Origin of the sequence: Vreelandella sulfidaeris, assembly GCF_042429665.1 — a bacterium.
GTDB lineage: Bacteria > Pseudomonadota > Gammaproteobacteria > Pseudomonadales > Halomonadaceae > Vreelandella.
Genome location: NZ_JBHMAC010000014.1, coordinates 94,156 through 119,745, shown reverse-complemented (window position 1 = coordinate 119,745; position 25,590 = coordinate 94,156). Strand labels below are relative to the sequence as shown.

Annotated in this window: 29 protein-coding genes and 2 pseudogenes; 20 read left to right on the top strand and 11 right to left on the bottom strand. The window is 50.4% G+C overall.

All coding sequences use genetic code 11. The features are described 5' to 3' along the window. Positions 1–9 precede the first annotated feature (9 nt). Positions 10–840, bottom strand: coding sequence for a helix-turn-helix transcriptional regulator (locus ACFFLD_RS18480; RefSeq protein ID WP_386042984.1), 831 nt, complete (start codon positions 838–840; stop codon positions 10–12). 139 nt (positions 841–979) lie between these two features. On the opposite strand from ACFFLD_RS18480, the gene ACFFLD_RS18475 reads away from it, so the two are divergent. From ACFFLD_RS18475 to ACFFLD_RS18455, 5 genes are all read left to right on the top strand, one after another. Continuing rightward, complete coding sequence (locus tag ACFFLD_RS18475; protein WP_386042983.1) at positions 980–2,068, top strand: DUF3541 domain-containing protein; 1,089 nt, start codon at positions 980–982, stop codon at positions 2,066–2,068. 112 nt (positions 2,069–2,180) lie between these two features. Further along, positions 2,181–2,399 (top strand): HigA family addiction module antitoxin, encoded by a 219-nt coding sequence (locus ACFFLD_RS18470; RefSeq protein WP_386042982.1) that lies wholly within the window; start codon positions 2,181–2,183, stop codon positions 2,397–2,399. 218 nt (positions 2,400–2,617) lie between these two features. Continuing rightward, complete coding sequence (locus ACFFLD_RS18465; protein ID WP_386042981.1) at positions 2,618–2,920, top strand: hypothetical protein; 303 nt, start codon at positions 2,618–2,620, stop codon at positions 2,918–2,920. 41 nt (positions 2,921–2,961) lie between these two features. Next, on the top strand, positions 2,962–3,321 hold the full coding sequence (locus ACFFLD_RS18460; protein WP_386042980.1) for a VOC family protein: 360 nt from the start codon (positions 2,962–2,964) through the stop codon (positions 3,319–3,321). Between the two features lie 258 nt (positions 3,322–3,579). After that, a complete protein-coding gene (locus ACFFLD_RS18455; protein WP_386042979.1) occupies positions 3,580–3,894 on the top strand; it encodes a hypothetical protein in 315 nt (104 codons plus the stop codon). Positions 3,895–4,076: 182 nt separating this feature from the next. On the opposite strand, the gene ACFFLD_RS18450 is transcribed toward ACFFLD_RS18455, so the two are convergent. Further along, positions 4,077–5,087 carry an AEC family transporter gene (locus ACFFLD_RS18450; protein WP_386042978.1) on the bottom strand — a complete coding sequence of 337 codons (1,011 nt, stop codon included), beginning with the start codon at positions 5,085–5,087 and terminating at the stop codon, positions 4,077–4,079. Between the two features lie 71 nt (positions 5,088–5,158). Here ACFFLD_RS18450 and ACFFLD_RS18445 point away from each other — a divergent pair, with 71 nt between their 5' ends. Continuing rightward, on the top strand, positions 5,159–6,082 hold the full coding sequence (locus ACFFLD_RS18445; protein ID WP_386042977.1) for a LysR family transcriptional regulator: 924 nt from the start codon (positions 5,159–5,161) through the stop codon (positions 6,080–6,082). A gap of 116 nt (positions 6,083–6,198) precedes the next feature. Here ACFFLD_RS18445 and ACFFLD_RS18440 read toward each other — a convergent pair whose 3' ends face one another. The 3 genes from ACFFLD_RS18440 to ACFFLD_RS18430 all read right to left on the bottom strand — a co-directional run bounded on the left by ACFFLD_RS18440 (position 6,199) and on the right by ACFFLD_RS18430 (position 7,138). Beyond that, positions 6,199–6,402 carry a nitroreductase family protein gene (locus ACFFLD_RS18440; RefSeq protein WP_386042996.1) on the bottom strand — a complete coding sequence of 68 codons (204 nt, stop codon included), beginning with the start codon at positions 6,400–6,402 and terminating at the stop codon, positions 6,199–6,201. Positions 6,403–6,480: 78 nt separating this feature from the next. After that, positions 6,481–6,783, bottom strand: a complete 303-nt coding sequence (locus tag ACFFLD_RS18435; RefSeq protein WP_386042976.1) for a helix-turn-helix domain-containing protein — start codon at positions 6,781–6,783, stop codon at positions 6,481–6,483. Positions 6,784–6,793: 10 nt separating this feature from the next. Next, positions 6,794–7,138: a type II toxin-antitoxin system RelE/ParE family toxin gene (locus ACFFLD_RS18430; RefSeq protein ID WP_386042975.1), complete on the bottom strand. Its 345-nt coding sequence runs from the start codon at positions 7,136–7,138 to the stop codon at positions 6,794–6,796. A gap of 240 nt (positions 7,139–7,378) precedes the next feature. On the opposite strand from ACFFLD_RS18430, the gene ACFFLD_RS18425 reads away from it, so the two are divergent. The 6 genes from ACFFLD_RS18425 (at position 7,379) to ACFFLD_RS18400 (ending at position 12,595) form a co-directional block, all read left to right on the top strand. Then, the gene (locus tag ACFFLD_RS18425) at positions 7,379–8,725 is read left to right on the top strand and encodes a carboxylesterase family protein (RefSeq protein WP_386042974.1); all 1,347 of its coding nucleotides are present in this window, start codon (positions 7,379–7,381) and stop codon (positions 8,723–8,725) included. 49 nt (positions 8,726–8,774) lie between these two features. Beyond that, positions 8,775–9,293, top strand: a complete 519-nt coding sequence (locus tag ACFFLD_RS18420) for a GNAT family N-acetyltransferase (RefSeq protein WP_386042973.1) — start codon at positions 8,775–8,777, stop codon at positions 9,291–9,293. A 225-nt stretch (positions 9,294–9,518) separates the two neighbouring features. Further along, complete coding sequence (locus ACFFLD_RS18415; protein ID WP_386042972.1) at positions 9,519–9,977, top strand: GNAT family N-acetyltransferase; 459 nt, start codon at positions 9,519–9,521, stop codon at positions 9,975–9,977. A 149-nt stretch (positions 9,978–10,126) separates the two neighbouring features. Next, on the top strand, positions 10,127–10,462 hold the full coding sequence (locus tag ACFFLD_RS18410; RefSeq protein ID WP_386042971.1) for a zinc ribbon domain-containing protein YjdM: 336 nt from the start codon (positions 10,127–10,129) through the stop codon (positions 10,460–10,462). Between the two features lie 206 nt (positions 10,463–10,668). Then, complete coding sequence (locus ACFFLD_RS18405; protein WP_386042970.1) at positions 10,669–11,904, top strand: MFS transporter; 1,236 nt, start codon at positions 10,669–10,671, stop codon at positions 11,902–11,904. Then, positions 11,885–12,595 carry a haloacid dehalogenase type II gene (locus tag ACFFLD_RS18400; protein WP_386042969.1) on the top strand — a complete coding sequence of 237 codons (711 nt, stop codon included), beginning with the start codon at positions 11,885–11,887 and terminating at the stop codon, positions 12,593–12,595. The genes ACFFLD_RS18405 and ACFFLD_RS18400 overlap by 20 nt, the downstream gene beginning before the upstream one ends. Here ACFFLD_RS18400 and ACFFLD_RS18395 read toward each other — a convergent pair. Beyond that, positions 12,592–13,326, bottom strand: coding sequence for a hypothetical protein (locus tag ACFFLD_RS18395; protein WP_386042968.1), 735 nt, complete (start codon positions 13,324–13,326; stop codon positions 12,592–12,594). The two genes, ACFFLD_RS18400 and ACFFLD_RS18395, sit on opposite strands and share 4 nt — an antisense overlap. Before the next feature lie 203 nt (positions 13,327–13,529). On the opposite strand from ACFFLD_RS18395, the gene ACFFLD_RS18390 reads away from it, so the two are divergent. Both ACFFLD_RS18390 and ACFFLD_RS18385 read left to right on the top strand, forming a co-directional pair. Beyond that, on the top strand, positions 13,530–13,718 hold the full coding sequence (locus ACFFLD_RS18390) for a hypothetical protein (protein ID WP_386042967.1): 189 nt from the start codon (positions 13,530–13,532) through the stop codon (positions 13,716–13,718). Beyond that, the gene (locus tag ACFFLD_RS18385; protein ID WP_386042966.1) at positions 13,715–14,002 is read left to right on the top strand and encodes a type II toxin-antitoxin system RelE/ParE family toxin; all 288 of its coding nucleotides are present in this window, start codon (positions 13,715–13,717) and stop codon (positions 14,000–14,002) included. The genes ACFFLD_RS18390 and ACFFLD_RS18385 overlap by 4 nt, the downstream gene beginning before the upstream one ends. Positions 14,003–14,235: 233 nt before the next feature. Here ACFFLD_RS18385 and phnE read toward each other — a convergent pair whose 3' ends face one another. The 3 genes from phnE to phnC are packed head-to-tail and all read right to left on the bottom strand — an operon-like array spanning position 14,236 to position 16,787. Next, positions 14,236–15,066, bottom strand: a complete 831-nt coding sequence (gene phnE / locus ACFFLD_RS18380) for a phosphonate ABC transporter, permease protein PhnE (protein ID WP_386042965.1) — start codon at positions 15,064–15,066, stop codon at positions 14,236–14,238. A gap of 9 nt (positions 15,067–15,075) precedes the next feature. Next, entirely contained in the window at positions 15,076–15,945 is an 870-nt protein-coding gene (phnD, locus tag ACFFLD_RS18375; RefSeq protein WP_386042964.1) for a phosphate/phosphite/phosphonate ABC transporter substrate-binding protein, read from the bottom strand. Then, positions 15,942–16,787, bottom strand: a complete 846-nt coding sequence (gene phnC, locus ACFFLD_RS18370; protein ID WP_386042963.1) for a phosphonate ABC transporter ATP-binding protein — start codon at positions 16,785–16,787, stop codon at positions 15,942–15,944. The genes phnD and phnC overlap by 4 nt, the downstream gene beginning before the upstream one ends. A 317-nt stretch (positions 16,788–17,104) precedes the next feature. On the opposite strand from phnC, the pseudogene ACFFLD_RS18365 reads away from it, so the two are divergent. The 5 genes and pseudogenes from ACFFLD_RS18365 (at position 17,105) to ACFFLD_RS18345 (ending at position 22,231) form a co-directional block, all read left to right on the top strand. Beyond that, positions 17,105–17,350: pseudogene (locus ACFFLD_RS18365) on the top strand (zinc ribbon domain-containing protein YjdM). 92 nt (positions 17,351–17,442) lie between these two features. Then, positions 17,443–18,045 (top strand): glutathione S-transferase N-terminal domain-containing protein, encoded by a 603-nt coding sequence (locus ACFFLD_RS18360; RefSeq protein ID WP_386042962.1) that lies wholly within the window; start codon positions 17,443–17,445, stop codon positions 18,043–18,045. A 756-nt stretch (positions 18,046–18,801) separates the two neighbouring features. Next, positions 18,802–19,710: a hypothetical protein gene (locus tag ACFFLD_RS18355; RefSeq protein WP_386042961.1), complete on the top strand. Its 909-nt coding sequence runs from the start codon at positions 18,802–18,804 to the stop codon at positions 19,708–19,710. Further along, positions 19,710–20,189, top strand: a complete 480-nt coding sequence (locus ACFFLD_RS18350; protein WP_386042960.1) for a hypothetical protein — start codon at positions 19,710–19,712, stop codon at positions 20,187–20,189. Before ACFFLD_RS18355 ends, ACFFLD_RS18350 begins: the two co-directional genes overlap by 1 nt. After that, complete coding sequence (locus ACFFLD_RS18345; protein ID WP_386042959.1) at positions 20,186–22,231, top strand: hypothetical protein; 2,046 nt, start codon at positions 20,186–20,188, stop codon at positions 22,229–22,231. The genes ACFFLD_RS18350 and ACFFLD_RS18345 overlap by 4 nt, the downstream gene beginning before the upstream one ends. Positions 22,232–22,326: 95 nt before the next feature. Here the strand turns inward: ACFFLD_RS18345 and ACFFLD_RS18340 are convergent. Both ACFFLD_RS18340 and ACFFLD_RS18335 read right to left on the bottom strand, forming a co-directional pair. Then, positions 22,327–22,650, bottom strand: a pseudogene (locus ACFFLD_RS18340) (ATP-binding domain-containing protein); the annotation flags it as partial. A gap of 22 nt (positions 22,651–22,672) precedes the next feature. Beyond that, positions 22,673–24,541, bottom strand: a complete 1,869-nt coding sequence (locus ACFFLD_RS18335) for a putative bifunctional diguanylate cyclase/phosphodiesterase (protein ID WP_386042958.1) — start codon at positions 24,539–24,541, stop codon at positions 22,673–22,675. Positions 24,542–24,805: 264 nt separating this feature from the next. Between ACFFLD_RS18335 and ACFFLD_RS18330 the strand changes: the two genes are divergently transcribed. After that, entirely contained in the window at positions 24,806–25,585 is a 780-nt protein-coding gene (locus ACFFLD_RS18330) for a 2OG-Fe dioxygenase family protein (protein ID WP_386042957.1), read from the top strand. Positions 25,586–25,590: the final 5 nt, after the last annotated feature.

Sequence of the window (25,590 nt, the reverse complement as noted above, 5' to 3'; positions counted from 1 at the left end):
CTCCGCTGGTTAGCGCGAGATGTCGCGCTGGTACTGATGCGGCGTCATGCCGTAAATGCGCTTGAAACGGCGATTGAAGTGGCTGAGGTCGGCAAACCCATAGCGCAGCGCTACCTCGCTTAAAGAGACGCCTTTGGTCAGCGCCGTGCGAGCTGCGTTGATCCGACAGTTGATCACGTACTGATGCGGCGTGATGCCGTAGTGCTGACGGAATAGTCGTAAAAAGTGATATTTGGAGAGGTGGGCCGCCTGGCTGATCTCATCAAGGGAAATGTCCCTATCCAGATGGGCATGGATGTATTCCTTCGCCAGCCCCATCAGCGCATCAGGCCGCGTAGCACTCTGCTCAGAATGAAACGCGCCACCTAACTGCACGGTTCGCTCCATCACCTTATAAAGTGCATTCTCCTGATCAATACAGCTACCGGCGTTAGCGGTGACCAGGCGTGCCAGTTCAAGAATGGCACCGCGAAGTTGGCTGTCCTGAATAAGCGTGCCAGGCAAGCGAAACCCAGCGTTGGTGTCACGCCCCAACGCATCGGCAAACAGGGGGGCCACCTGCTCGGGATCGACATACATCATCAGATAATCCAGCGTGTGCTCGCCCCCCGGCTGACCGTCATGCACTTCTTCCGGGTTGAACAAAATAACGTTACCCGGCGGGCTCTTGTGAAACTGTCCGCCGCTAAAGAAATCCTGCCGACCAGAAAGCGTGACCCCAAACGCGTACTCCTCATGGGCGTGGCGGTCATAGCTGAAGTCCTCCATCGCCGCGTGCAGCACCGTCAGGCTGGGCACATGCTGGCTTTTGATAAACTGAAATCGGCTTGCGTTACCCATGCCGCGCTCTCCTGGTTTGTTACACCACCTCAAAACACAACCCTAGCTTATGTCGGTAGCGCCACGGATGCTTGTACATAATTGCTCATCGACTGTGCAATGATTGCCTATCGATGGTGAACATCACCAAGGAGTCGGCATGGGAAAGCTCTTTTCACTGATGATTGTGCTGACGTTGGCCGGCTGCGCCGCCATGGGGCCGCTTGAGGAGCGTGACGTCCAGCGCGACGTTGGTCTGGCCATCCAGGAGATTTACGTGCGGGCTTTGCCGACGCTGTCCGTGGACAAGCAGCGCCATTTTGCCCAGCGGCTTTACCGCCTAACGGGCGAGCAGCGCTGGCGGGCCCTCAATCATAACTACGGCGAGCGTCTTCTGGCGCGACTCGAGGAGGACATCGTCGGGCTGGCCGAGCCTGGGTACGCAGCTGCCCGCAGCCGGGCGATCGTTGTCGACTACTCGCAGCGCACGGCCAAGCAGCGAGCTCGGCGCGCCATGCTGGGTGAGTGGGGGGAGATCGCCTTCGCCCGGGGGCTGCTGTTCCGGCTGGTCCAGGCCGAGTATCACGGCTTGCTACCGGCAATAGAAGACCACGAGCGCGCGCTGGGCTACCTGGCTAAGATCGATTGGGAGGACTTCCTAACCGACTCGGCGGTGCTCCAGATCTATGCCGCTCAGGTGGCCAACCAGGCATACTTCCTGCACCAACTCGGCGTGATGGATCTGCGCCGGGAGGTGGAGGCGGCCTTCCGACGCCACTACCCGCCTGATCGAGTCGCCGGGCTCGACGATGCCGAGTATCGTAACTGGCTCTATGGCCTGACCCACTTCGTCATCGCTGACAGCCGTTACTACCAGCGTAAGGTGGACCCAGAGGTGCACGCTTGGGTGCTGGAAGCGCTGGAGCGGGAGACGACCGATATTCTGGCCCGGGCCACGGCCGACATCCAAGCCGAGGTGGCATTGGCCTTCCTGCTTGCCGACCACGAGGACCACCCCTTAGTGGGCCGGGTGCGTGAGGCGCTGGCGGCGGCGGTAGACCCGGCCAGCGGCATCATCCCGTCGTCCGCGGGGGAAAAGGAGCTGGCGGGTGGTGAACACCGCAACGTTCTGGCGATTATGGTGTTGCGCTGGCCGGGCCGCCTGCATCCAGGCCCAGACCTCTCGGACGTAAACGTCCTGATGCCCGGCCAACGTGGCGCCAAAGGCTATATGATATTAGCCAAATAGCGATAAGCAGAATGGTAGAGCGGTTTGCGTGACTAGGTATTTAAGATTATTTGTGTAGCATGAATTCCGTGCTGAAGTGGAGCTGGTGGACTACCACTAAGAGAATAGATAAATGATACGTATACCGACGCATCGTGGACCGACGCACCCAAGCGAAATGTTGCGAGAAGAATTTTTGCAGCCCATGGAAATTACCCAGCGCGAGCTGGCATCTGCGATCCATGTGCCTTATCAGCGAATTAATGAGCTGGTAAACAAAAGCGCGGCGTTACACCTAGCACAGCGCTCAGGCTGGCGCGCTTTTTTGATGTTTCAGCGGACTTCTGGCTGAACTTACAAATACGCTGGGATCTTTACAAGGCTAAAAAGCTGGAGCACGACGATATATTGAGTATCCAAGATGTGTCACATTGGCAGAAAATGGCGTAAATCAGCTTGTTCTGAAATATTCATTATCGATAGTTATGTGCCTGAATAATCGTAGGCAGTAACCATTACATACCCTCCAAGCCCGAGAAACGCGATGAAAAGCTATTATCACTGTTAGTCGTGCTCGCGCTGGGCTATGCCGGGCTCTACGTCTATTACGGTGTGACTATCAAGCAGGAAGCCCAAAAGCAGCTTGATAACCGGGACCTTTCCTCCATTAGCGTGGATAACGTCGAGTACGGCTTGTTGGCGCCCATCAGTACCTCCGCTAACATCACCCTGATCGTCGCCTACCGTGGGGCCGAGGCCGCACTGGACTTAGCCGTGCAAGGGCACCCGGTATTTTCAGACGAGGTAAGTGTCGAGTTCGACGGCCTTCAGGCGCTGCGCCTGGGTATTGGTTTTGGACAGAGTGACGATTAAAAAGCTGGAATTAAAAGCACAACAAAACAAAGGAACAGGGCATGAACCAACATGAAAAGCTCAATTACGTCGAGTTCGTCGCCAAGGACTTGAACGCCACCAAAGCCTTCTTCTCAGCGGTGTTTGGCTGGGAGTTCACCGACTACGGTCCGGAATACACCGCGTTTTCCAACCAGGGGTTGGATGGCGGTTTCTATCAGGCTAACGCCTGCAGCCTCTCCGCCAACGGCGCCGCCTTGCTGGTGTTCTATAGCGATCATCTTGAAGCCACCTGTAACAAGGTGGTGCGCCACGGAGGAGGGATTGTAAAGCCGATTTTTGAGTTCCCAGGCGGCTTCCGTTTTCACTTTACTGAACCAAGCGGCAACGAATTTGCTGTTTGGTCAGAGGGGCGCAACTAAGGCCAGTCGATATCGACGGTATTCGCGCCATAAGCTAGGCGGCCACCATTTCACTGCCAATCTTAAACGGCGAGCTCGACCTCTACGCCAAGAAGGACCTGCACAAAGGCGAAGATGTCTACTGCTCAGCGGGCACTTTGTTACTGCCTTCCAATGACGAAGTGCTGGCGCTCAAGGATGGTGCTTGTGCGCTTGTCTTGCCATTGGCATTATCACGTCCCTGGCCGTTGGATGAACGGCAATAACGTGAGGACGTTCATGGGTAAGCTATTTTCACTGATCGTGGTGTTAGCGCTGGGTTACGCGGGTATTTATGTCTACTACGGCCACGCCGTGAAACAGGAAGTTCAGCAGGAACTTGATAACCGGGGCCTTTCCGCGGTGAGTGTGGAAAGCGTCGATTATGGGCTGCTGGCACCGGTAAGCACTTCGGCGCAGGTCACGATGAACGTGACCTACCGCGGCTCGCAAGCCGCACTGAATCTGGGTATCGAAGGACACCCGATCTTTTCTGACGACGTGAGCGTGTCCCTCGACGGGCTTCAGGCGCTACGGCTGGGTATCAGCTTCTAAGCGCGAAAGCACCAAACCATCGACGACGCAGCCGCCGCGCAATATCCAAGGCGTGCGGCTGCGCGATGCGGACTCCCGCGAGGGCATCGACATTGCCTGCGATGGAAGCCTGGCCTGAGCTTTGTGGCCGTGCAGAATGGTGAAGTGGTAGGCACCATCATGGAGGATGCAAGATGGCTACCCTAACCGTTTAGCAGGCTCAAAATGACCGGGAGGGTCATTAACGAAATCAGCAAGGAGGCAATGATGGCAAGCGAGATAGTGTCTTCTTTGTATTCATACTTTTTCGCAAACACGTAAACCCCAGCACCAATAGGCTGTGCCGCCATTACAACGGCTGCCGCCAGCCAGATGGCGTTCTCTTCCCCCATCCCAAATAGATATACCCCAGCAAGCAATGTAATGGCCGGCTGCAAGATGATCTTGAGAACAAGCATGGGAGCGACGATGCCTAACGCTTCCCCGGTCACATGCTCTTTAATGTTGAGCCGGGATAAGCCAAGCCCCAATGCAAATAGCGCTGTTGGACCTGCGGCACTGCCCAGAAAGCTGGCAAACGCTTCCAGAAACGCCGGCATTCTTATCCCGAACACTACAAATACAAGACCTGCGAGCACTGAAACGGTAAGCGGGTTGGTAAAAGTTGTTTTAATGGCTTTCCAAAAGCTGGTAGCAGCTGAAGTAGTTTCGGTTTTGTGGCTAGCGGCAAACAGATCCCAGCTGATGATGACAGCCATGATGGCGGGGATATTGTGCAAAATAGTCGCGATGGCGGCAGGTAGGGCCGCTTCCTGCCCGTACACAGAAATGAGTATGGGCACACCCATATACCCAGTCGTTCCATAGCAGGCACCCATGCTCAGGATAGACGATTGAGGAAGTGGAATACCTCTACACTTGGCGATAAACCCAGACAGTAAATATATGCAGACAATGCCAATCAGTGACGAGCTGATGAATCCCCACTGTTTTAGTTCGTTGATATCGGCCCTGGCGATAGCCAAGAAAAGTAGGGCCGGCAGCGCGATATACAACACGTAGTCATTGATCAACTTATCCGAACTTCCGCTATCCGGTTTTAGTTTTCCAAAGAAGTAACCAAGCAGAATTACCATGAAAATGGGAACAACGATCATGAACATATAATTTTTCTCACGTTGGATGCGTTTTCTGCCGTGGCAGGAAGTAAACATTTGGCGTGATTTTCATGGTTGGTTCGTTTTTTGTTAAATGAATTATGTCACTGTTATAATCGTTTTTATCAATGATTGATTACACATGCGGGCCGAAGATGCATCCAGAAGGGCAAGAGGAGGACTGGCTAAAAGGGCGGGGTATCACGCTCGAACAGCTGCGTGCCTTTGTGACCGTGGCGCAGTACGGCGGGTTTGGCCGCGCTAGTGAAGTGCTGGCCCGCACCCAATCGACGCTGAGCGTTGGCCTTAAACGGCTGGAAGAGGATGTCGGTTGCCGCCTTATCGAGAGGCGCCAAGGCCATGTGGTTGGTCTGACCGAAGAAGGCCGACGGTTGCTTCCTGCCGCCAGGGATATTCTTCACCGTACCAGCAGGGCGATTAACGCGTTGAGGACATCGAGCCTGGAAGGAAAGGTATCGCTAGGCGTGCCGGATGACTTTGCGGTCAGTAACCTTCACCGCGTGATTTCTCTTTGCCTTGAAGAAAACCCTGGATTGCGTGTTGAAGTGACGGCGGCCTCCTCGGTGGTTCTTTCCAAGATGGCTGAAAAGCATCTGCTTGATGTAGTGATCCTCAAAGGAATAGCGGGCCAGCCGGTGGTATCAAAAGCTGAGCAAGTCATACAGGTGGAACCACTATACTGGGTAAGCTCAGGCGCAATACATTTCGATGATATGGTCGATATTCCACTGGTAACGTTTCTGGAAGGGTGCGTTATCCGAAGCAGTGCCGTGATGGCGTTGAAAAGTGTCGGTAGGCCGCATTACTTTGCTTATGTCAGTGGCTCGTTTGATAACATTAAAAAGGCAGTCATTAGCGGGCTAGGAGTGGGCATCCTTCCTAAAAGCGCGTTGTCAGAGGATTTGTGTGTACTGGCAGAAGGGAATGGAGTCCCGAATTTGCCCTCTATTCAATTGGTGCTCAGCGTTACCAACTCTCATGAGTTATACGAGCAGTTTGCACGCTATTTGAGCCGTTCGCTTGGTGAGTAGCCGCGCTTTATCTTCGCCATGATTCTTATAAAACGGGTCTCTTAATGCTCCGATGAGCCGGAGAGCTTTATAGGACTTGAACTGTGGCCTTGAGCTTATAACCTGAAGGCCAACAGTCATGCTGGATGCCCAACACATAGCAAAATAATGGGGGTTAGCGGGACCTTTAAACCGAGAATATGGCCAGTCGCCTCATCATCAAAACCGCCGACCCAAACGCTTCCCAAGCCTTGTGCCACCGCTTGTAATTGAAGGTTTTGTGCTGCCGCTCCTGCCTCCAGATACACGTAACGTGCCCCGCGCGCTCCATAAGGCTTCAGCTCGTGACAGCGTAGGCTGCCTTTAAGGCCAACGTTACTTGTCGTCTATATTGATAGGTCAGGATGAAAAGAGGGTAATTAAACGGGGAAGCCGTGATGGCTACCATCGGGAAGCTCAATATCTACACGAACGCGACCGCCTAGGGCCTCAACGTAGCGTTTAAGGGAGCTAAGGCGCATATCCTGACCAACCTTTTCAAGCCCCGCTACGGTTGGCTGTCTAACGCCCATTGCATCTGCAATTTCGGTTTGCGTTTTTTCTGCCAATAGACGAATTTCAGCGAGCCTAATTTCAAAAAGCATATCGCTCGCCTTCGCTTCTGCTGCTGCGACGATTTCTGGTTTCTCTTTTGCCAGTAAGTCTTCCAGTGTGCGTGCCATGGTGATCACCTCACTTTAAATTTTCCAGGTGAGCCGCATACTCTCTGTCGGCGACTGGAATCATTTCATCGTAAAAACGCTTGTCATTCCCACCTTTATCGCCAGCGCATAAAATGATGCCGGTACGCGTTGGGTCAAACGCAAAGAATGCCCTGATAGGGCGACCAAAGCTCTGAACGCGCAGCTCTTTCATATTGGGAAACTGCGAACCATTTACCGTATCAGCATGCGGCCGTGAGAGCATCGGGCCTCGTTCACGTAAAAGAAGAAGAGAAGCCAGGACATTCTCCCGGTCAGCTTCCTCAAGCGAGAAAAACCACGTTTCAAAGGTATCTGTCTGCTCTATTAACCACATGAGTACCTCATCGTTTTATAGGATTTATGCTATATAGGTTTTAACCTATTAGCAAGATTTTTAAGGGTTGGGGATTAGCTACTAGATATCTATTTGCTCAATATGAGCCTGTTTTAGCCTGCGACCATTTCAGCCTCCGATTAGCGGCTGAGGTGCTTTAGTATAAACAATAAAGCAAACGCCTCACCCGCATGTAGCGGGAGTGCCATGCTGCGCTTATTTCAAATTCCAAGGAAATGTATGCCCGCCACCGAGCCAAACGACCAGGACGCCCCGCGTTTTAATACCCCCGCAGGTGAAGTTGTCGGCTGGCGCGACCGTGGCGTTATTCGCGCCACGGGTATTCGCTATGCGCGTACCCAGCGCTTCTGCGCTCCAGTTGATGAACCGATATCGACAATGCCCATCCAGGCCACCGAGTGGTCGCCAGCGTCGCCGCAAAACACCATCCCGGAGCTCAATGAGGCATTAGGCGTTACCGAACAGGAGTTCCACTCTGTTGAGGGTGAGCTGCATTTGTCGGTGACCGTGCCGGATAGCCCCGCCACGGCGCCGCGCCCGGTGATGGTATGGATTCACGGCGGATCTTATGTGTTTGGCGCTGGCGATCTATCGGTATTCGATGTGCGCCCGCTCGCGCTTGAACAGGACGTCATCGTGGTGGCCGTAAACTATCGGCTCGGCCTGCTGGGCTTTTTGGGCGGCTACGCCAACCGCCCTGCCAACCTGGGGCTGCTCGATCTTATTTCGGCGCTGCGCTGGGTCAATACCAATATCGCGGCTATGGGTGGCGACCCTGGTAACGTCACGCTGTTCGGCCACTCCGCCGGGGGCGATGCTGCCGCTCATTTGATGATTGCCGACGGCACCGAGGGGCTTTTTCAGCGTGCCATCATCCAGAGTGCGCCGCTGGGCATTAGCCGTGGTCGGGCGAAAATGAATACCAAGATGGGCGAAGTAGCTGCCACCTTGGAAGACGATGCACCGCTGGAGGAAGTGTTGCGCGTGCAGAGCCAAGTGGTCGAAGCCGCCAGCGGTTTTGGACTCAAATCGGCGATGCCGTTTGGCACCCAGTACGGCCACTACCCACTGCCTGCTGAATCCGATATTGATGCTGCCTGGCGCCGCTTTGCGCCTAAATATGATGTATTCATTGGCACCACCGCAGAGGAGACCGCGCTGTTTTTGGTGATGTCACCAAAGCTGATGCGCATCCGACAGCTTCCTTTCGTGGGTGAGCGGGCCTCTAGGGCGATGGTGGCTGCCACGACGAACAAGGTATACAAGCGCGATGCGCGCTCTTTTGCCCGCCGCCACGCAAGTGCGAGAGGCAACGCCTACGTTTACCGGCTGGACTGGGGCAAGGGCCGCTACCCGTTTGGTGCCGCGCACACGATTGAACTGGCGCTACTGCTGGGCGAGCCTGCCAGTTGGCAGTATGCCGACCTGGTAAAAGACGTAGATGAACCGACCCTGCTCGAACACGGCCAGCGCCTGCGTAAGCTATGGGCGGATTTTGCACGTAACGAGCAACTACCTTCCAAAGGCCGGGTCGAACCGGGGATAGTGGTGTGGTGGCAGACATAAAAATTACACCAGCGTTCTACCTCGGCCTGACGCTTTAAGTGGAACCCAAATGAAGACTTTACCTACGTTTGATACCGAACGTCTGACGATTAAGCCCCGAACACTCGCAGACCTACCGGCCTGCCTGGCGATGGACCGCGACCCAGAGGTGACGAAGTTTGTAGCAGGCCCCTGGGATGATCCTGTCCGTCACGAAGCATTCGTACGAGAGCGGATAGAAACCTACTTCGGCGAAGGACTCGGCTACTGGTCCGTATTCCTGCGCAAGCATCCAAATCAATTCCTTGGGTGGATACTTCTGATTCCTTATGATGGAGTCGGCTCTGAAATTGAAATTGGTTGGCGGTTCAGTCGATCTGCTTGGGGAAAGGGCTTTGCAACAGAGGCCGCCAGGCCTGTGCTAAAACATGCATTTGAAACGCTGGCGCTTTCCAAAGTGGTCGCCGACATTGACCAGGCAAACCTTGGGTCAATTAAGGTCGCCATGAAGATAGGCATGAAGGATGAAGGCGAAAAGGAAATCAACCACACCCGCTGTCGGTCATTTGTTATTAGGTCGCATACGTAAGCGTACGCTTCTGCATCCTTCGTTATGCTACTAAGGCCGCCGCCTTTAGAGCGGCTACTTTCTCTAGCCCTTCCTATTGCATGGCGACGGATAAGGCTCCCATGGCATCGTGTATAGCACCGTAGAGTTGGGCAATTTCCCCTTGCCCCGCGCTGGACGCCTTGCTGAAATGGGCAGAGCAGAAGGATCACTTCAACCACCCCGCCCAGCAGAACGAACAAGACGATGCCACCACCCAATGAGAGCCGCCTGATGCACTACCGCACCATGACCATCAACGATTACGAAGCCGCCATTGCCTTATGGAGCGAAAGTGCAGGCGTGCGAATTCGCGACGCCGACTCACGGGAAGGCATTGAGAAGTACCTGCTGCGCAACCCCGGCCTGAGCTTTGTAGCAGAAGTAGAAGGAGAGCTGGTGGGAACGATCATGGCGGGCCACGATGGCAAGCGCGGCTATGTGCAGCACCTCTCGGTGGCGGATTCTCACCGCCGTTTAGGCATTGCTACACGGCTGGTAAGCCTCTGCCTGGAAGCGCTGGAGAGTGAAGGCATCCTGAAATCACACCTGATGATTCTGCCCGAGAACGAAGCCGCCCAAACGTTTTGGGCCAATCAGGGCTGGGCCTACCGATCCGATATTTTGCTCTATTCGTATGTTAATGGGGATAACCAGAACGTTTAACCAAGCAGGCTAAACACCATATACTGGCGCTTCAATCAAACTTGTTCATCCTGGCTTCTCCTTTCTTGGGCTGGCGTGTAGGCATTCGCCACGGTGCTGCTGGCTCAGTATCATAAGCAGCCTAAACCAACCCACAGAAGTCATCATTCATGTCGTGCCCACCTTGCCCAAACTGCCAATCCGAATTCGTCTATCAAGATCAACGCTTGTTCATCTGCCCCGAGTGCGCCCACGAATGGAACCCCACTGAGGCCGAGGCGGAAGACTCCGCGACGGTAAAAGATGCCCACGGCACGCTGTTAGCGGAAGGCGACAAGGTAACGATGATCAAAGACCTCAAGGTCAAAGGCAGCTCACTGGTACTCAAGGTGGGCACCAAAGCGGTGATCAAGCGATTAATGGACAGCAAGGATCACCAATTAGATTGCAAGGTCGACGGCGTCGGCGACATGATGGTGACCGCCCACTTTGTGAAAAAAGCCTAATAAACCGGGATACTTCTAGCCGCGTTACGACGCAGTCAGCTGAGTCTAACTCTTGGCAATTGTTTCGTCTCTTTTATCCAGTAACGCAACTTAGCCCGAAAAGCCGCGGTGCTTGCTGATTTGGCAACAGGCGTTGCGATATCGTTATGGTTTAACGCTAAGAAATGGGTAATGCTAAGGAAAAGCTCAATGTTCTGAGACTCCCTATGACGACGATGCTGCCGATGACATCTGCTCAAAACTACCGCTGGGTCATTCTGCTGATAGCCACCCTGGCTCAAGCAGCGGCATGTTTTTTTGTTCAAGGTATCGGGGCCATCAGCGTTTATATCCAGGCAGATATGGGGCTCTCTGCGCTGCAAATTGGGGCATTGGTCTCGGCTGCTCAATTGGTTCCTTTGGTTGGGTTGTTGGTTGCCGGGGAGTTGCTTGACAGATTCAGTGAGCGTTTGGTAGTAGGAGTAGGCACCCTCGTGGTGGGTATCGCGCTTAGCGCCGCCGTGCTGGCTGAGAGTTACTGGGCCATGCTGCTGTTTTTGGTCATAGTGGGAGCGGGCTACAGTACCGCCCAGCCTGGCGGTAGCAAGTCAGTAGCCGCTTGGTTTGATAAATCCCAGCGTGGTTTTGCCATGGGCATTCGTCAGGCTGGCTTGCCGCTGGGTGGGGCGCTGGCGGCGATCATACTGCCAACCGTTGCTATTACCTGGGGGTGGCGCGCCTCTTTTCTAGTCGGTGGGCTGATTGCGATCTTCGGGGCATTGGTCTTTATGCTCTTGTACCGTGCGCCTACTGGCGTCGTGCGGGTCGCAAGAGCCTCTGAAGGCAGCGTGACAACCGTCGTTTTGTCGCGAATGGCGATGATTCGCGAACCGGCCATGAAGCAGATCATGGCCTCCGGTATTAGCTTGATCTCGGTTCAGTACGGCATTTTGATTTTTACCGTGCTCTATCTGCATAGCCGTTTGCAGATGGAGGTACTGCAGGCGGCGACGTTGCTATTCGTAGCCCAAGGGGCCGGGGTTGCTGGGCGTATTTTGCTGGCGGCCTGGAGCGACCGCTGTCGCTCACGCTACTTTCCGGTAATGGTGTGCATGGTGGCGGTAATAGTAGGGCTGCTGATATTGGTTTGGCTGCCGCTACATTCAATGTTCATGCTGGGTGGTTTGATGGCCTGGCTGGGCTTTTTTGGTTTTGGTTGGTACGGCCCTTGGGTAGCTTATGTGGCTGAGTCTGCACCTGCTGATAAAACCGGCTTTGTGCTAGGCCTGGCCATGGCGATTAACCAACTGGCGATTGTATCGATACCACCACTCCTTGGGTGGCTGTTAGATATAAGTGGCAGTTTTATGCTTGGCTGGAGTCTGCTGATCGCCATGACGTTAGTGGGGCTGTTAATCACTATCCAGCGGAAAGGAGACACTAATGAAAGCCATCGTGTTTGACGTATTTGGCACTATTGTTGATTGGCGTTCCAGCTTGATTCATCAGTTCGGGGAGCTTGAGAAAGAGCTGGGAATTGATCTACCCAGTGAAGCGCTGGCTGATCAATGGCGGCAGCGTTATGCACCTTCAATGGATAGGGTACGCAAAGGGGAAATCCCCTGGACAATACTCGATGATCTGCACCGCGAAAGCCTGGTCCAACTCCTCGATCAACATGGGATTGCGTTGGACGAAGCGACCATTGATCGCATTAACCTCTTCTGGCATCGGTTAACACCATGGCCGGATGTGCAACGTGGCCTTCAACGCTTGAAAGAGCAGACCATTATCGGGACGCTGACCAACGGCAACGTTTCGCTGATGGTCGATGTTGCCCGTCACGCCCAGCTACCGTGGGACATGATTTTCTGCGCTGAGTTATTCGAACACTACAAGCCTGATACTGAGGTTTATTTAGGGGCCTGCCGCCTGCTACGCCTGCCGCCCGAAGAGGTAATGCTGTGTGCGGCGCATAATGCTGACCTGCATGCTGCGCGAGCACTCGGCATGAAAACGGCGTTTATACCTCGGCCCACGGAGTACGGACCCAGCCAGAGCAAAGATTTAGAAGCAGAAGAAGCGTGGGATTTTGTGGCTGATGATCTCGTCGGGCTAAGCGAACAGCTAATAAGAGATAGAAGGCGAGCTTAGTGCTGGGTCTCGGCCCGCAACCTTTCTACTTCTTCGACGCTCAGCTCTTCGATGTCGGCGATCATCTGGTCATCCATTTCGGTGCGAGCGATTAGCTTACGGGCTGCATTACGTTTGCTTTCCAATGCGCGCTGCTCTGCTTCTTGACGTCCTTTCTCAATACCCAGTCTCTCAATCGTGTTGACGTAAGGCATGTGCTTCTCCTCCTGTATGGCGTAAACCGCCTGTGCAAACTCAGGATCTAAACTTCTAGGCAGTTGGATCATCCAATCGATGATATTGAACAGCCGTAAAACTTGATCGCGGGTGTAGCCTCGCTCGTAGAGCAGCCGGATCAGAGCCACTTTGGTATCCTTTCGCGATGCGTTCTTCTTCACTCGCTTGGCCTGTATCTGAGCCATCACCACTAAAGCAAAGACATTATCGCTGGCTTCCAGTTCTGCCCAGTGCGCTTCCCAATCAATCAGTTTAGCCATGGGGAAGGTAAAGGACAGCGCACATCCCCAGCGTTGATAGTGAAAGGTCGTGGGCCGGAAGCTCTCGCGAGTATCTGCCAGTACGGCAAGGCTGACCACATCAATATTATAGCGGTCACGCAATCGGTACTGGTAGGTAAACATACGCTCGGCAAAGCTATCTTCTGGTTCGCCCTGTACTTCAACATGGATCAATACCCAGGTTTCAACGCCATCCAGGGCAGCCACCTTGATCAACTTGCCAGTGCAGTCCACTAAGGCTTATCCACCACCACCGCATCACGCAACGTGTCAGCAAAGCTTGCCAGGGCGAGTGTCCAGGTTTCTGGTTCAGGGGCGACAAAATAGGTATTAAACTTAGCGATGAATTTGCAGAAAATGGCATAAACCGCAACACTCTCGGTAACCCAAGGTATCCTCGAAAAGTATTTTCTACGTAACTAAAAAAGGTAGTCACCATGTCAGCTACGATGAGCAAAGACGACGCACACAAGCTAATTGAGCAACTTCCTGCGAATGCTACCTGGGAAGACCTAATGCATGAGATCTACGTACGGGAGACCATCGAAAAGGGCATGGCAGATAGCCAAGCGGGTAACATTACGAACGTGGCGGATATACGCAAGAAATACGGCTTGCCTGAATGAATGTGTTCTGGACCGCAACAGCAGAAGCCCATTTGGACGCAATTTATGCCTATATCGCGCAGGACTCAGAAGCTTATGCGTTGAGCTCCGTTGATAAAATCACCCGAAGGTCACAACAGATTGGTGATTTCCCCGCTTCAGGACGCAAGGTGCCAGAGTACGATATCGCTCAAATAAGGGAAGTCTTGTGTGGCGCTTACCGCATTATTTATTACATCAAACCAGATCAAATTGACGTTCTCGCCGTTTTACACGCATCTATGAACCGACTGAAAAGCGAATAGGGCAACGGGTGTCCAGGTTTCTGGTTCGAGGGCAGCAAAATAGATATCGACATTGTAAAGAGGGCATCTTCGCCATAGACGTTGAGTCTACTAAGACAAACTGCTCGCTACACGCTTTGAGCAGGTGGTAGTGGCTATGTTCGAGTCGCCCAGCTACAAAGATACAGCCCACCTTGCCAGCCCACTGTCGTGTACCTGGAGGGAATGAAACCCCTTGGTTTCATTTGGTTTCCTTACTTGAATTTCTTACGAAGCTGGCTGCCCAAGCTATCCACCATCGTCACCATAACGAGTATGACAATCAGGATGGCGCTGACTTCCTGATATTGCATGATACGTAAAGAGCCTATTAGCTCGAAGCCGATCCCGCCGGCCCCCACCATGCCCAAGACCGTAGAGGCGCGGAAGTTGTGTTCCCAGCGATAGATGGAGACATCGGCAAACTGCGGCAGAACCTGCGGGAGTACCGCGTGCCAGTGCACCTGTAATCGAGTCGCGCCAGCGGCATTGGCGGCTTCCACTGGGTCTGGGTCGACATGTTCAATCGCTTCGGCAAAGAATTTACCCACCATGCCGATGGAATGAAGGCCGAGAGCGAGCACCCCCGGCAAGGCGCCAAAACCCACTGCAGCAACGAAGATAATGCCCATCACCAACTCGGGCACAGAGCGCAGAGCGTTCAGCATCGTGCGGGTTATGTGGAAGACCACGGGGTGGGGCGAGGTATTGCGAGCGGCCAAGAATGCCAAGGGTATTGAGGCGGTTATCGCTATCGCCGTACCGGCAATGCTCATGGCGAGTGTATCGACCAGCGGCGCTATCCAATCCATGGCATGGGTGAAATCGGGAGGCAGTGATTCCCCCACCAGGGTAGCGATAGCAGGAACCCCGTTGGCGAGAATTCGAAAATTCAGCAAGTCCACGTACCAACTAGCCAAGAGAACCACTGCCAGTAACGAACCCGCTTGGAAGAGCTTGCTCCGCCAGCTGCGAGCGTGTTCTGCCAGCACGGCGTCAGGAGAAACCGATGAACGGGGCGGCGAATCCGTTTTGGGCTGGTTCATAATGCTCCCTTACATCTCGGCGAAGTCAAGGCCGAGCAGACTCCCCATTTCCCGAATCACATCGTAATCGGAATCAGTGATAGCGGCGAAACCTTCGGCTTTTAGGTTGCTCAGAATTTCTTCATCATCGATGCTAATAAAAGCGCCTTGTATCTGCTGCTTGAGCGCCGGGTCCAAGTTGGAACGCATTGCCCAGGGGTACTGAGGGTACTCCCCGCTGTAACCCAACACCCTAACCTGGCTGCGATCTATCAAGCCGCGGTCCATCACGTGTTCAAAGATCACTTCCGATAGTCCGCCTGCATCTGCATTGCCATTGGCAACGTTCACCGCCACGGCATCATGGGAGCCAACGAAATGAGCTTCATAGTCCTCGCCTGCTTCCAGCCCCGCCGATTCAAGCAACACGGTTTTGGGAATCAGGTGACTTGAAGTGGAGGTATGGTCGCCATAGGCCATCTTCATGCCTTCGATATCGGCATAGGACTCAACGCCGGAATCGACATTGGCAATGATGATGGAGCGATAGGTGGGCTTGCCATCTACCACCATGGCCGCAAAGGGCTCAATCTCACTTTTGCTTTTTGCCATCACGTAGGAGAGTGGGCCGAAGTAGGCGAGATCGATGCGACCAAAGCGCATGGCTTCGATCATGGATGAATAATCCGTGGTGACGATCAGCTCCACTTCTTTTCCAAGCGTGCTTTCAAGGTAGTCTTTCAATGGCTGGTTGCGTTTGATCAGCTCAGAGGCATTTTCATCAGGGAGCAGCGCAACTTTTAACCGATCCGGATTGGGATCAGGCTCCGCAGCTAAGGCGGGTAGGGTCAATCCCGTCATAACACAGATGGCGAAGAAAAAGCGGAATAGCGGTTTCATTGGTCAATTTCCAGTTTTATAAAAGGGGGATTCGCGGATTGAGGGGTGGGTTCGGTGGTTTCATCGGCGTCGGACAAAACCCCTGTCGCATCGTGGTAGATCTCGTTCAGGTGGCATTGCTGTAACTGTGCCGGGGCTGCATCGAAAACGATTTGCGCATTCGCTAAACCAATAATGCGGTCAGCAAACCGCTGGGCATATTCCAGCTGGTGCAGTGAAATGATGGCGGTAATACCATCTTCACGGCATATGTCTCGCAGTAACGTTAGCACTCGTTCAGACGTGGCTGGGTCAAGGCTGGCCACTGGTTCGTCCGCCAGGATCATGGTGGGCTGCTGCGCCAAGGCACGAGCAATACCCACGCGCTGCTGCTGTCCTCCGGACAGTTGATCGACCCTGGTAAGCGCTTTCTCAGCCAGGCCGACGCGATCCAGGCAGTGCAGGGCAAGCGCCTGTTCCTGTCTGGGTAGCGGAAACAAGCTGCGCCAGGTGCTGTGATAAGCAAGTCGACCCGTCAGCACATTCTGGAGCGCAGTATGGCGTTCAATGAGCTGATGGTGCTGGAAAACCATGGCAGTCTTGCGCCGATGACGGCGTACCGTCGTACGGGTTTCGAGCACACCTAGCTCGGCCGAAATCACTTTACCGGTGGTGGGTAGCACCAAGTGGTTGAGGGAGCGCAGCAACGTCGATTTACCCGCACCGGAAAGGCCCAGTAGAACCGTAAACTCGCCTTTGTGGAAATCAACGGTGGTGGGCCGGAGTGCGAGGACATTTCCAGGATAGGTCACCCCCATTTTCTCGATGCGGAGCATTAAGCCAGAGGGTTGAACGGGCTCCATTGGATCGCCTTATGCAATGTATAAGCTCACTTAAGTGTGGCCTACAATGTAGTGTTAAACCGCCGACGTGACAAAGCTGAATCGTTCAGGTGATAAGTTAATGACCACCAAGCGAGAGCCGGTAGTCAGAAAATCGCACTCGATAATTTTTCAAACAATGAAACCGTCAATAAACTCTGGATCAATCAATAGTGGGCGTGCCGATCAGAGATTTAGCTATATTCCGTTATCAAGGGGATTGGTCGAACGGTTAACGTTGAAGCTGGCGTAAGCATTATACACTGGCGCTTCAATCCAGCTCACAGAAGTCATCATACATGTCGTGCCCACCTTGTCCCCATTGGGATGATGCCGTAACAGTGAAAGATGCCCATGGCGCCCTGTTAGCAGAAGGCGATAAAGTCACGTGATCAAAGACCTCAAGGTCAAAGGCAGTTCACTGGTACTAAAGGTGGGCACCAAAGTCTTGATCAAGCGGCGCGAGCAAGGATCACCAACTGGACTGCAAGGTCGACGGCGTGGGCGACATGAAGGTGACCGCCCACTTTGTGAAAAAGGTCTAAATAACGGCAATTTCGGCAATTGTTACTTAGTGGTGGTTTACAGTGCCTGATGCATCTTTCTCTTAGTAACCCCCATACCAAGGGAGGCAATAATGGAACTCTACCTGAATGCCACTTCGCCCTATGCGCGCCTGGTGCGCATCGTGTTACTGGAAAAAGGCTTGGCGGACGCCGTGACGCTGAAGTGGTGCGACCCCTGGGCAGACGATGCCGAACTCTTGAAGGCTAACCCCGCCGGGCGCATTCCCGCGCTGGTAACGGAGGAGGGCACCACGCTTAGCGAATCAATGCTGATTGCCGTTTACCTGGATAGCGTAAGCCCCAACCCGCCAATGCTGCCAGCAGCCAACCTGGGGGATGTGCTGCACCTGGCAGGGCTAGGTCAAAACCTGATGGATGCCGCGTTCACCACCGTGATTGCCAGAAAGCATGTTGGCAATGAGATTGATGAGAGCAAGCTTGGCCAACGGCGTTCGCGAGCCATTCAGCGGCTGTTGAATCAACTGAACAGTGAGCTTAGCCAAAAACAACAAGCCTCAACTATCTATCTGGGTGAAATCGCTATTGCGGTCGCGCTGGATTACCTAGCCTTCAGGCTGCCAGAAGTGAACTGGAAAGAGGAGTACCCGCAGCTTCTGGCATGGCATTCTGGTGTGACCGGACGTGCTAGTTTTCAGGAGACTGCATTCGTTTAGCAGAGACACTGACGTGCCATGTTCTTGCGCATCGATAATTGGTCAGGGCAATGGTTAATGCCATAAAGGATCAAACATACGCAGGAGCATGCTTGGTTCATCGGTTATTTTGGCTATCTGATAGCACAATATTGACCATTATCAATCAAGGATTGCAGAGTGATTTAAAGTAAGTGAGTGCTAACTCACTTTGAAAGTATTTTATTGTGTCTTTAATAAGCTAATCAATCCTAGGCATGATATTAGATAAGTGGTAATCTTAAATCATTAAAATTAAAAAGTACTGTAGGGAAAAAATAGATGAATATGGCCAATGCATATTATTTTTCATTAAGTTTTTTCATGTGCATAAAGTTATGCTGGCAAGGTTTTAACCGTCAATTCTATTAATTTAAAATTTGGTATAACCTAAATTTTTAAAGTAAGCTGGTTATTACTTTTGTTTGAAAAATGCAGATGTGATGAATAATAAAAATATCACCGATTTTTTATCAACCCTTATAGACCTAAAGTTGAAAATTAGTGATTAAAAATATAGATTGTTAGAGAATGAAAGGTTAAATATGCTATCGATAATTAAAAGCTGATTTTTTTATACGTTTTAGTGGCCTGTCAAATTTTTTCTATTTTTCATCGGTGATAAAAATGCAGTATCCATGTCAGCGCTTTGGTGCATAATTAAATTTTTTTAACAAAATTGTGAATACAATAATGTGCGCAACACAATTAAATGTAAAATTATAAGAGGTTTAAGTTATGGATTTGAGCCCTAATAAAATTTGGTCTCCAAAGGAATGGGAATCTCATGCTAACTGCCTTTTAAGAGAAAGGTATACATCTGCGAACTATATTCCTATACCAGACCAACATAATGGTGATGGCGGAATTGAAGGATTTTCGCTCGATGGTAATGCTTATCAGATGTACTGTGCTGAGAATGTAGTTTTATTAAGTAAGTTATATGAAAGTCAAAGGGATAAGATGACTCGGGATATAGGAAAATTTATCACAAATACCACAAAAATGAAGGGTTTTTTCGGAGATACAAAAATTAAACGTTGGGTTTTAGTTGTGCCTGAACATAAATCAAAAGAAATTGTAACTCATGCTACTAAAAAGACGCAAGAAGTTATTGAGGCGAAATTAGATTATGTGGACAATGAGGATTTTAGAGTTTTAATTTGGGGACGTGATGAGTTTAAAAAAGAAGAGTCAAGTTTATTGGCTGCAGGAGTTGCTGTATTAAAGTTAGATCCTATTAGTGTTCCTGAAAATGAAATCGAAGATTATCAAACGCAATCGCCAGAGTTTTCGCAAAATATGATGCGAAAGCTAGGAGCGATAAATAGTAATCCTAATGTGATTAAAAAAGGTGCTGATACTTTAACGAAACATGCAATAATTAGCCAAAATATGGTAAGTGAGTTAAAGCAGGACTATGGGGAATATTATGAAAAAATTACTAGTGCTACAGCTAAAAGAGCTGAGCAATTAGATATTGAAGCAATTGACTCAGACCCAGAAAAACAAAAAATAGGTTATCAAACAGAATTTCTCAAAAGTCAACTTCAAAGTTATTGTGCATTGCATAGTGATAATTTAGAAATAATAGCGAAAGGCACTGTCGCAGATTGGTTGATGAATTGTACATTAGGATTTGAATAATGGATATATTCAATTCTTCTCCTAAGAATGCCATGACATTTAATCATCGCGGAACGCCTATTGATCCAGAGTTAAGGCCTCTCTGGAGAATATCTTTAATCGCTTTAATACTTTTTAAAATATGCTCAGGAAATAAAGCTAACTCCAAAAAGATTCAAGTTCTTTACTCTCTGGTAGCGTCTGAAAAGAAAAGGCGTTCTTACAGGTTAATTATTGAAAAAGAGGAGCTTAACTTGTCTGTAAATGTAAGATTTGATCCTTTAGTTGATAGAGCTGTTGATATAGCTCTAGGAGAAGAGATTTTTATACTTGATGCTTCAAAAAGTATTAAACTGACTGAGAAAGGGTTAGGTTTTGTTAAAAAGATTGATAGTGATAGCAGTATTTTTACTCTTGAAAAAGACTTTTTAAAACTTTTTAGCAAAAGTCATTTTAGCGAGAAGGTAATCGATTCTCTAATAACTGGTGGGTTATCATGAGTTGCTTACGAATAGAAAATTTATCAATTAGAACTGTAACAAGCGATGGCCTTTATGGGGTAGATATTCCCTTTTTTTCAGGATTGAATATTATCCATGCAGAAAACACTCATGGTAAGTCAACAATTATTCAGTCAATTATATTTGCTCTAGGGCTTGAGGGTTGTCTAGGCCCGTCTAGAAAGGTACCTTTAAAAACTGCACTTACATCACAACTCAGAAAAGCTGACGGTTCTAAAGCAACCATTATAGAATCTAAAATATACCTTACAATAAGTAACGGTAGTGAGTTGGTCACTTTAATGCGAAGCAGTAGTGTGGATAAAAAAGATCTTGTTTCAGTGTTTTTTAATACTAATGTGGAACAAGCAATTAAAGGTGACTCTAGCCCACATGACTATTTTTTACGCTTCGAAGGCTCCGCTATTCGTGAGCGAGGATTCCATTATTTTTTATCAGAATTTATGGGAGTAAGTCAGCCAACTGTTTTGAAGTATAATGGTGCGGAATCGCCTTTGTATCTTGAATCAATTTTCTGTATTAACTATGTTGAGCAGACTCGAGGTTGGGGAGGGATTTTAAATATTTTACCGTCTTACCTGGGCATCAAAGAACTACCTGAGCGAATCATCGAATATACTCTTGATTTAGATGTGCAATCCGTATATAAGAAAAAACAAGAGCTTCAACAAAAAAAGAAGGATTCAGAGAAAATATGGAATATTTGTACTGAAAATCTTAACTTGGTAGCAAAAAATACAGTTGGTTTTGTTTCAAGCGAACTTGATGAAAACATTAATAAGCACACTGAATTATCTCAGTCTACTTACCTTTATTATTTGCTTGGTAGTGAGAGTGTATCGTACAGAGAGCGATTAGAAAATCTTAGATTAGATCTTGATAAGCTAAAATTTATTAATTCTAATTATAAAGCTAATGATAAAAAAATATTCAGACTAGAAAAAGAGTTAGTGCAAAATAATTATTTATTATCTGAGCAGGAAAGAGCTATTAATTTACTTGCTTCTGATTTAGATACGTCCCAACAATATACTGATTCTATTAAGCTAAGAGTATATGATGTAAATGATAGTTTGCGAAAATATAAAGATTTACAGAGATTAGAATCAATAGGTTCAAAAGAAAATTTTCAGTTGGTAAAGAATAGGTGCCCGACTTGCCATATGGAAATAGAAGACTCTTTGCTTTCCCATATACAAAGTGAAAGCACAAAGATTCTAGGATTGGAAGATAATATTAAGTACCTTGAGAAGCAAAAAGAAGCATTTAGTGCATTGTTAAAAGGTGAGATTGAAAGCACTAAGAAAAAAGAAGTTAGATTAGGTATTGCTAAAAATAAAATCAGTGAAACTCGCGCCATTATACGTGAGATTAAAACTAGTCTAGTAGATGAAAAAAATACTCCTTCTAGAAGTGATATCAAAAAAGAGATAATTATCGAAAATGATATTGAGTCGATAGAAACTGCTTTAAGGCAGGAGGAGGAATTAAAAGCAAGATTTGAAAATGCCTTGAAAAGCTGGAGGCTAAGTGACTCTGCTTTAGATGCTCTTCCGAAAAGCGGTTTGAGTGCAAGTGATTGGAAAAAGCTAAAGGTTTTAAAAAGAAATTTTGTATCTAATCTGGAAGTTTTTGGTTACAGCAGTAATGACTTGAGTGATTTTGAGATTTCAGAGCGTAGTTACAAGCCAACGTTAAATGAGGTTGACATAAACTCTGAGGCTTCTGCAAGTGACAATATACGGGTTATTTGGGCTTATTTATATTCCATTTTAACTCTTGATCAAAATGATATTGGTAGTACCAATCACTTGGGTTTGCTAATAATGGATGAACCAAGGCAGCAAGAAGCTAAAAATGAAAGTTTTGGAGAATTTATAACAAAATCAGCTGGTGTGAAAAATATGGGTAAACAAATTATTATCGGTACTAGTGAAAATTATTCTGAGCTCCAAAAAACAATAGAAGATTTGGATATTAATATTCAACATTTCGATTCAGATATAATCCATAAGTTGTAATTTTAAGCTGTATTTTATATCGGCTAATTTTGTTATGAACATTGAGTTTAAGTACTGTCGTGGATTTTTACCACGGCTTTTCCTTTGTAAATGCACTAGTCGGTATTAATTTTACGCAATCCACTAACCCTCATCACCTCCCTAGTCACCGCATCATTCAATATCCCGCGTTTGGCTTCGATTAGCGTTAGCCAGTTGCGGGATCGGGTAATGCCGGTGTAAACCAGCTTGCGGGTGAGGATGGGGTTGGGCGTTTGCGGTAGCAGCAGGGCGGTGTGCTGAAACTCTGAGCCTTGTGACTTGTTTACCGCCATCGCGAACACGGTTTCTACCGCGTGCAGGCGGGAAGGCAGCACTCTGTGAATGGGGTTGGCTGCGTCACTGATCGGAAAGGCGACGCTTAATAGTGATCTTCCTGGCGCCCCTGATGAAGAGCGAGGCTCAGCTCGATAGCCCTTCGTGACCGGGCACGAAACCGCCCAGCAGGCGGTCGATATCCTTGGCAGGCATCGGACGGTAGAAGAAGAACCCCTGGACGAGGTCGCAATGCATGTCGCGAAGCAATGACAACTGTTCGGCGTTCTCGACACCCTCGGCCACCACTTCCAAACCCAACCGATGACCGATGAAGATGGTACCCTCCATGATGGCTCTATCCTTCGGCTGTGTGGGAGCGTCGTGGATGAAGGAGCGATCGATCTTCAGGGCGGTGACGGGAAAGTGCTTGAGATAGCTCAGGGAGGAATAACCGGTCCCGAAGTCGTCGATAGCAATGCGAAAACCGCGATCATAGAGGCGCCGTAGGTCCTCCAGGACGGTCTCGTCGGCTTCGATCAGGACATGCTCGGTCAATTCGATGCCGATATCCCGCGGACCTAAGCCGTGACGCTGCAGCGAGTCCTCGAAGCGCTTGAGGGCATCGGGACGCACCAGTTGACGACCCGAGACATTAATGTCGATGCGGTGCTCATGAAATCCCTTGGCACGCCATTCCACCTGCTGGCGGCAAGCCTCCTCAATGACCCAGTCGCCCAGACGATGGATCACACCGGAACGCTCGGCCAGCGGGATAAACTCGGCAGGCGAGATCGGCGGGCCCTCGGCAGGTTGCCAGCGTAACAAGGCCTCGAGATTTTCTATTCGCCCGCTGGCCGCCGAAACCTGGGGCTGGTAGTGGAGGGAGAATTCACCGTTATCCAAGGCTTCCTCGAGTCGCGTCGAGAGACAGTGCTGGCGAACCAGCTCATCATGGAGCTTCTGTTGGAAGAAACGTACAGTACCCCGACCATCCAGTTTGGCACGATTCTTGGCAACATCGGCATTACGGATCAATTCGCGTGTCGATTCACCATTCCCGGGAAAGAGCGCCACACCCAGGCAGGCCGTGACCTGACGCTCCCGACCATTCAGGACGAAAGGTTCCCGAAAGATATTCTGGACATGACGAACGACCCGTCTGACATCGGGGTCCAAGTAGACGCCGGGAAAAGCCAGCACGAATTCATCGCTAGAGACACGGGACACCAGGTCAGTGACTTGCTGGCACTTTTTCAGTCGCCGAGTCAGCTCAATGAGCAGGCGATCGCCCTGATCATAGCCAAGGGCATCATTGATCTCGGCGAAGTGATCGATGTCCAGGTAGATGGTTGTCAGGCCATTGCCCTGGCGTCGACAGGAATCCAACAGACTGTCCAGATCGACCTCGAAAGTCTGACGGTTAGGCAGATGGGTGAGCCTGTCGAAACGGGTGGCGAATTCCAGCTCACGGTGGGCGCGCTTTTGGTCGGAAAGATCGACATCCACGCAGAACATCAAGGGTGAGTCGGTATGCTTATTGAGCATCAGGTGCTGCGAAAAGACCGATACCAGTTCACCGGTTTTGTGCTTAAGCTCGAGTTCTTCGGCGGGTATATCGATCTTTTCTTTGATCCAGACACCATGCGCCTGGATCACCCTGTCACGTATGAAGGCAGGAATGATCAGATCTTCCAGTAACTGTCCCTGGGCTTCCTCGGCGGTATAGCCATAAAGACGAGTGCTACCTTCATTCCAGTAAATTACTCGCCGATCGCGATCATACCCCTGAACCGCCACTTTCGGCAGACTCTCCAGCAGGGCGCGGAATCGCTGCTCACTCTCGAGATACTGGCGGCGTACTAACTCGAGGTCTTCCTTGCCTGCATCATGCGAATCGATGCCATCAGTGGAAGGTGTCGTTGACACCTCCAACGCGAGCGCACCGGAAAACTCCCTGCGGTTCTTTTTCAGGCGTTCCGGATCTCTGTGATGTCGGGAATGGCTGGCAGTCATGGAATCCACTTAAAGAAAAAGCACTGTCAAAAGCCATTATGATGGCAAAAATAGTCATTTTGTTGTGGTTATCTTACACCTATGTGTAGTTGGTAACCTACATATATACGTCATCAGCGGTCTGATCCTTTTTTCAATAAAATTAATTTTTCTTATTACATTTCTTGACATATCTTTGCAGATCTTTTCATTTCTCTCCTGTTGACCGCGTTCTTACACCGGCAACACAGGGCAATTCCGCCCAGTTAACAGGAGAATACCACCATGAAACTCGATACCCTCAAGCACGGTTTCGATCCCACCTTCATGCCTTCCGATTATTGGAATGCGGGAGTGGCCGAGGCGCTGAGGAATCAGGAGTGGGCGAAAACCGATATTCGGGAGCGAATCGATTTGACCGCCTGGCAGGGCTTTACCGCTGACCTGCCGCGCGATCCCTATGTCAACCAACGGTGGAAGCGGATGTCATGGCTCTCCCTGAATGATCAGGGCGATGTCGGGGATATGGGCCAATGTCCCATGGCCCAGGGGGGAGCCTTCAATGACGCGGAGAGCATGGCCGACCGCCTACGCTACTATGATCCGCTGACAAGTGAATTCATGGCACGCCCGGATGTGAAGGCCTTCGTTCGCGCCTGGGCAAAGCTGTGGAGTATCGGTGCGCACGAACCCATTCTGATGCAGATCACCGGGGTTCGCGGGGAAGGCAGCATCGACCCCCTTCAGGGACAGGGGATTCATGCCGATGGCTGCAAGGCCCTGAGCATTCTGGTCCTCAATCGAGAAAACGTGGCGGGTGCTGAAAACCACCTCTACAGCGACAAGGCTGGCACGCAACCCTTGGTCGATATCACCCTGGATCCGGGTGATATCCTTCATCTGCGCGATGACAGGCTATTCCACAGTGTCGACGGGATCGAACAGCTCGAGAGCGAAGCACCCTTCGAGCGGTTCATCATTATCATCAACAGCCGTTTCGTGGACGACTTTCAGAACCGGATGTTGCGTCGCCACTTCCCGGAAGCGGTCCTCAATGAGAGCTAATAACT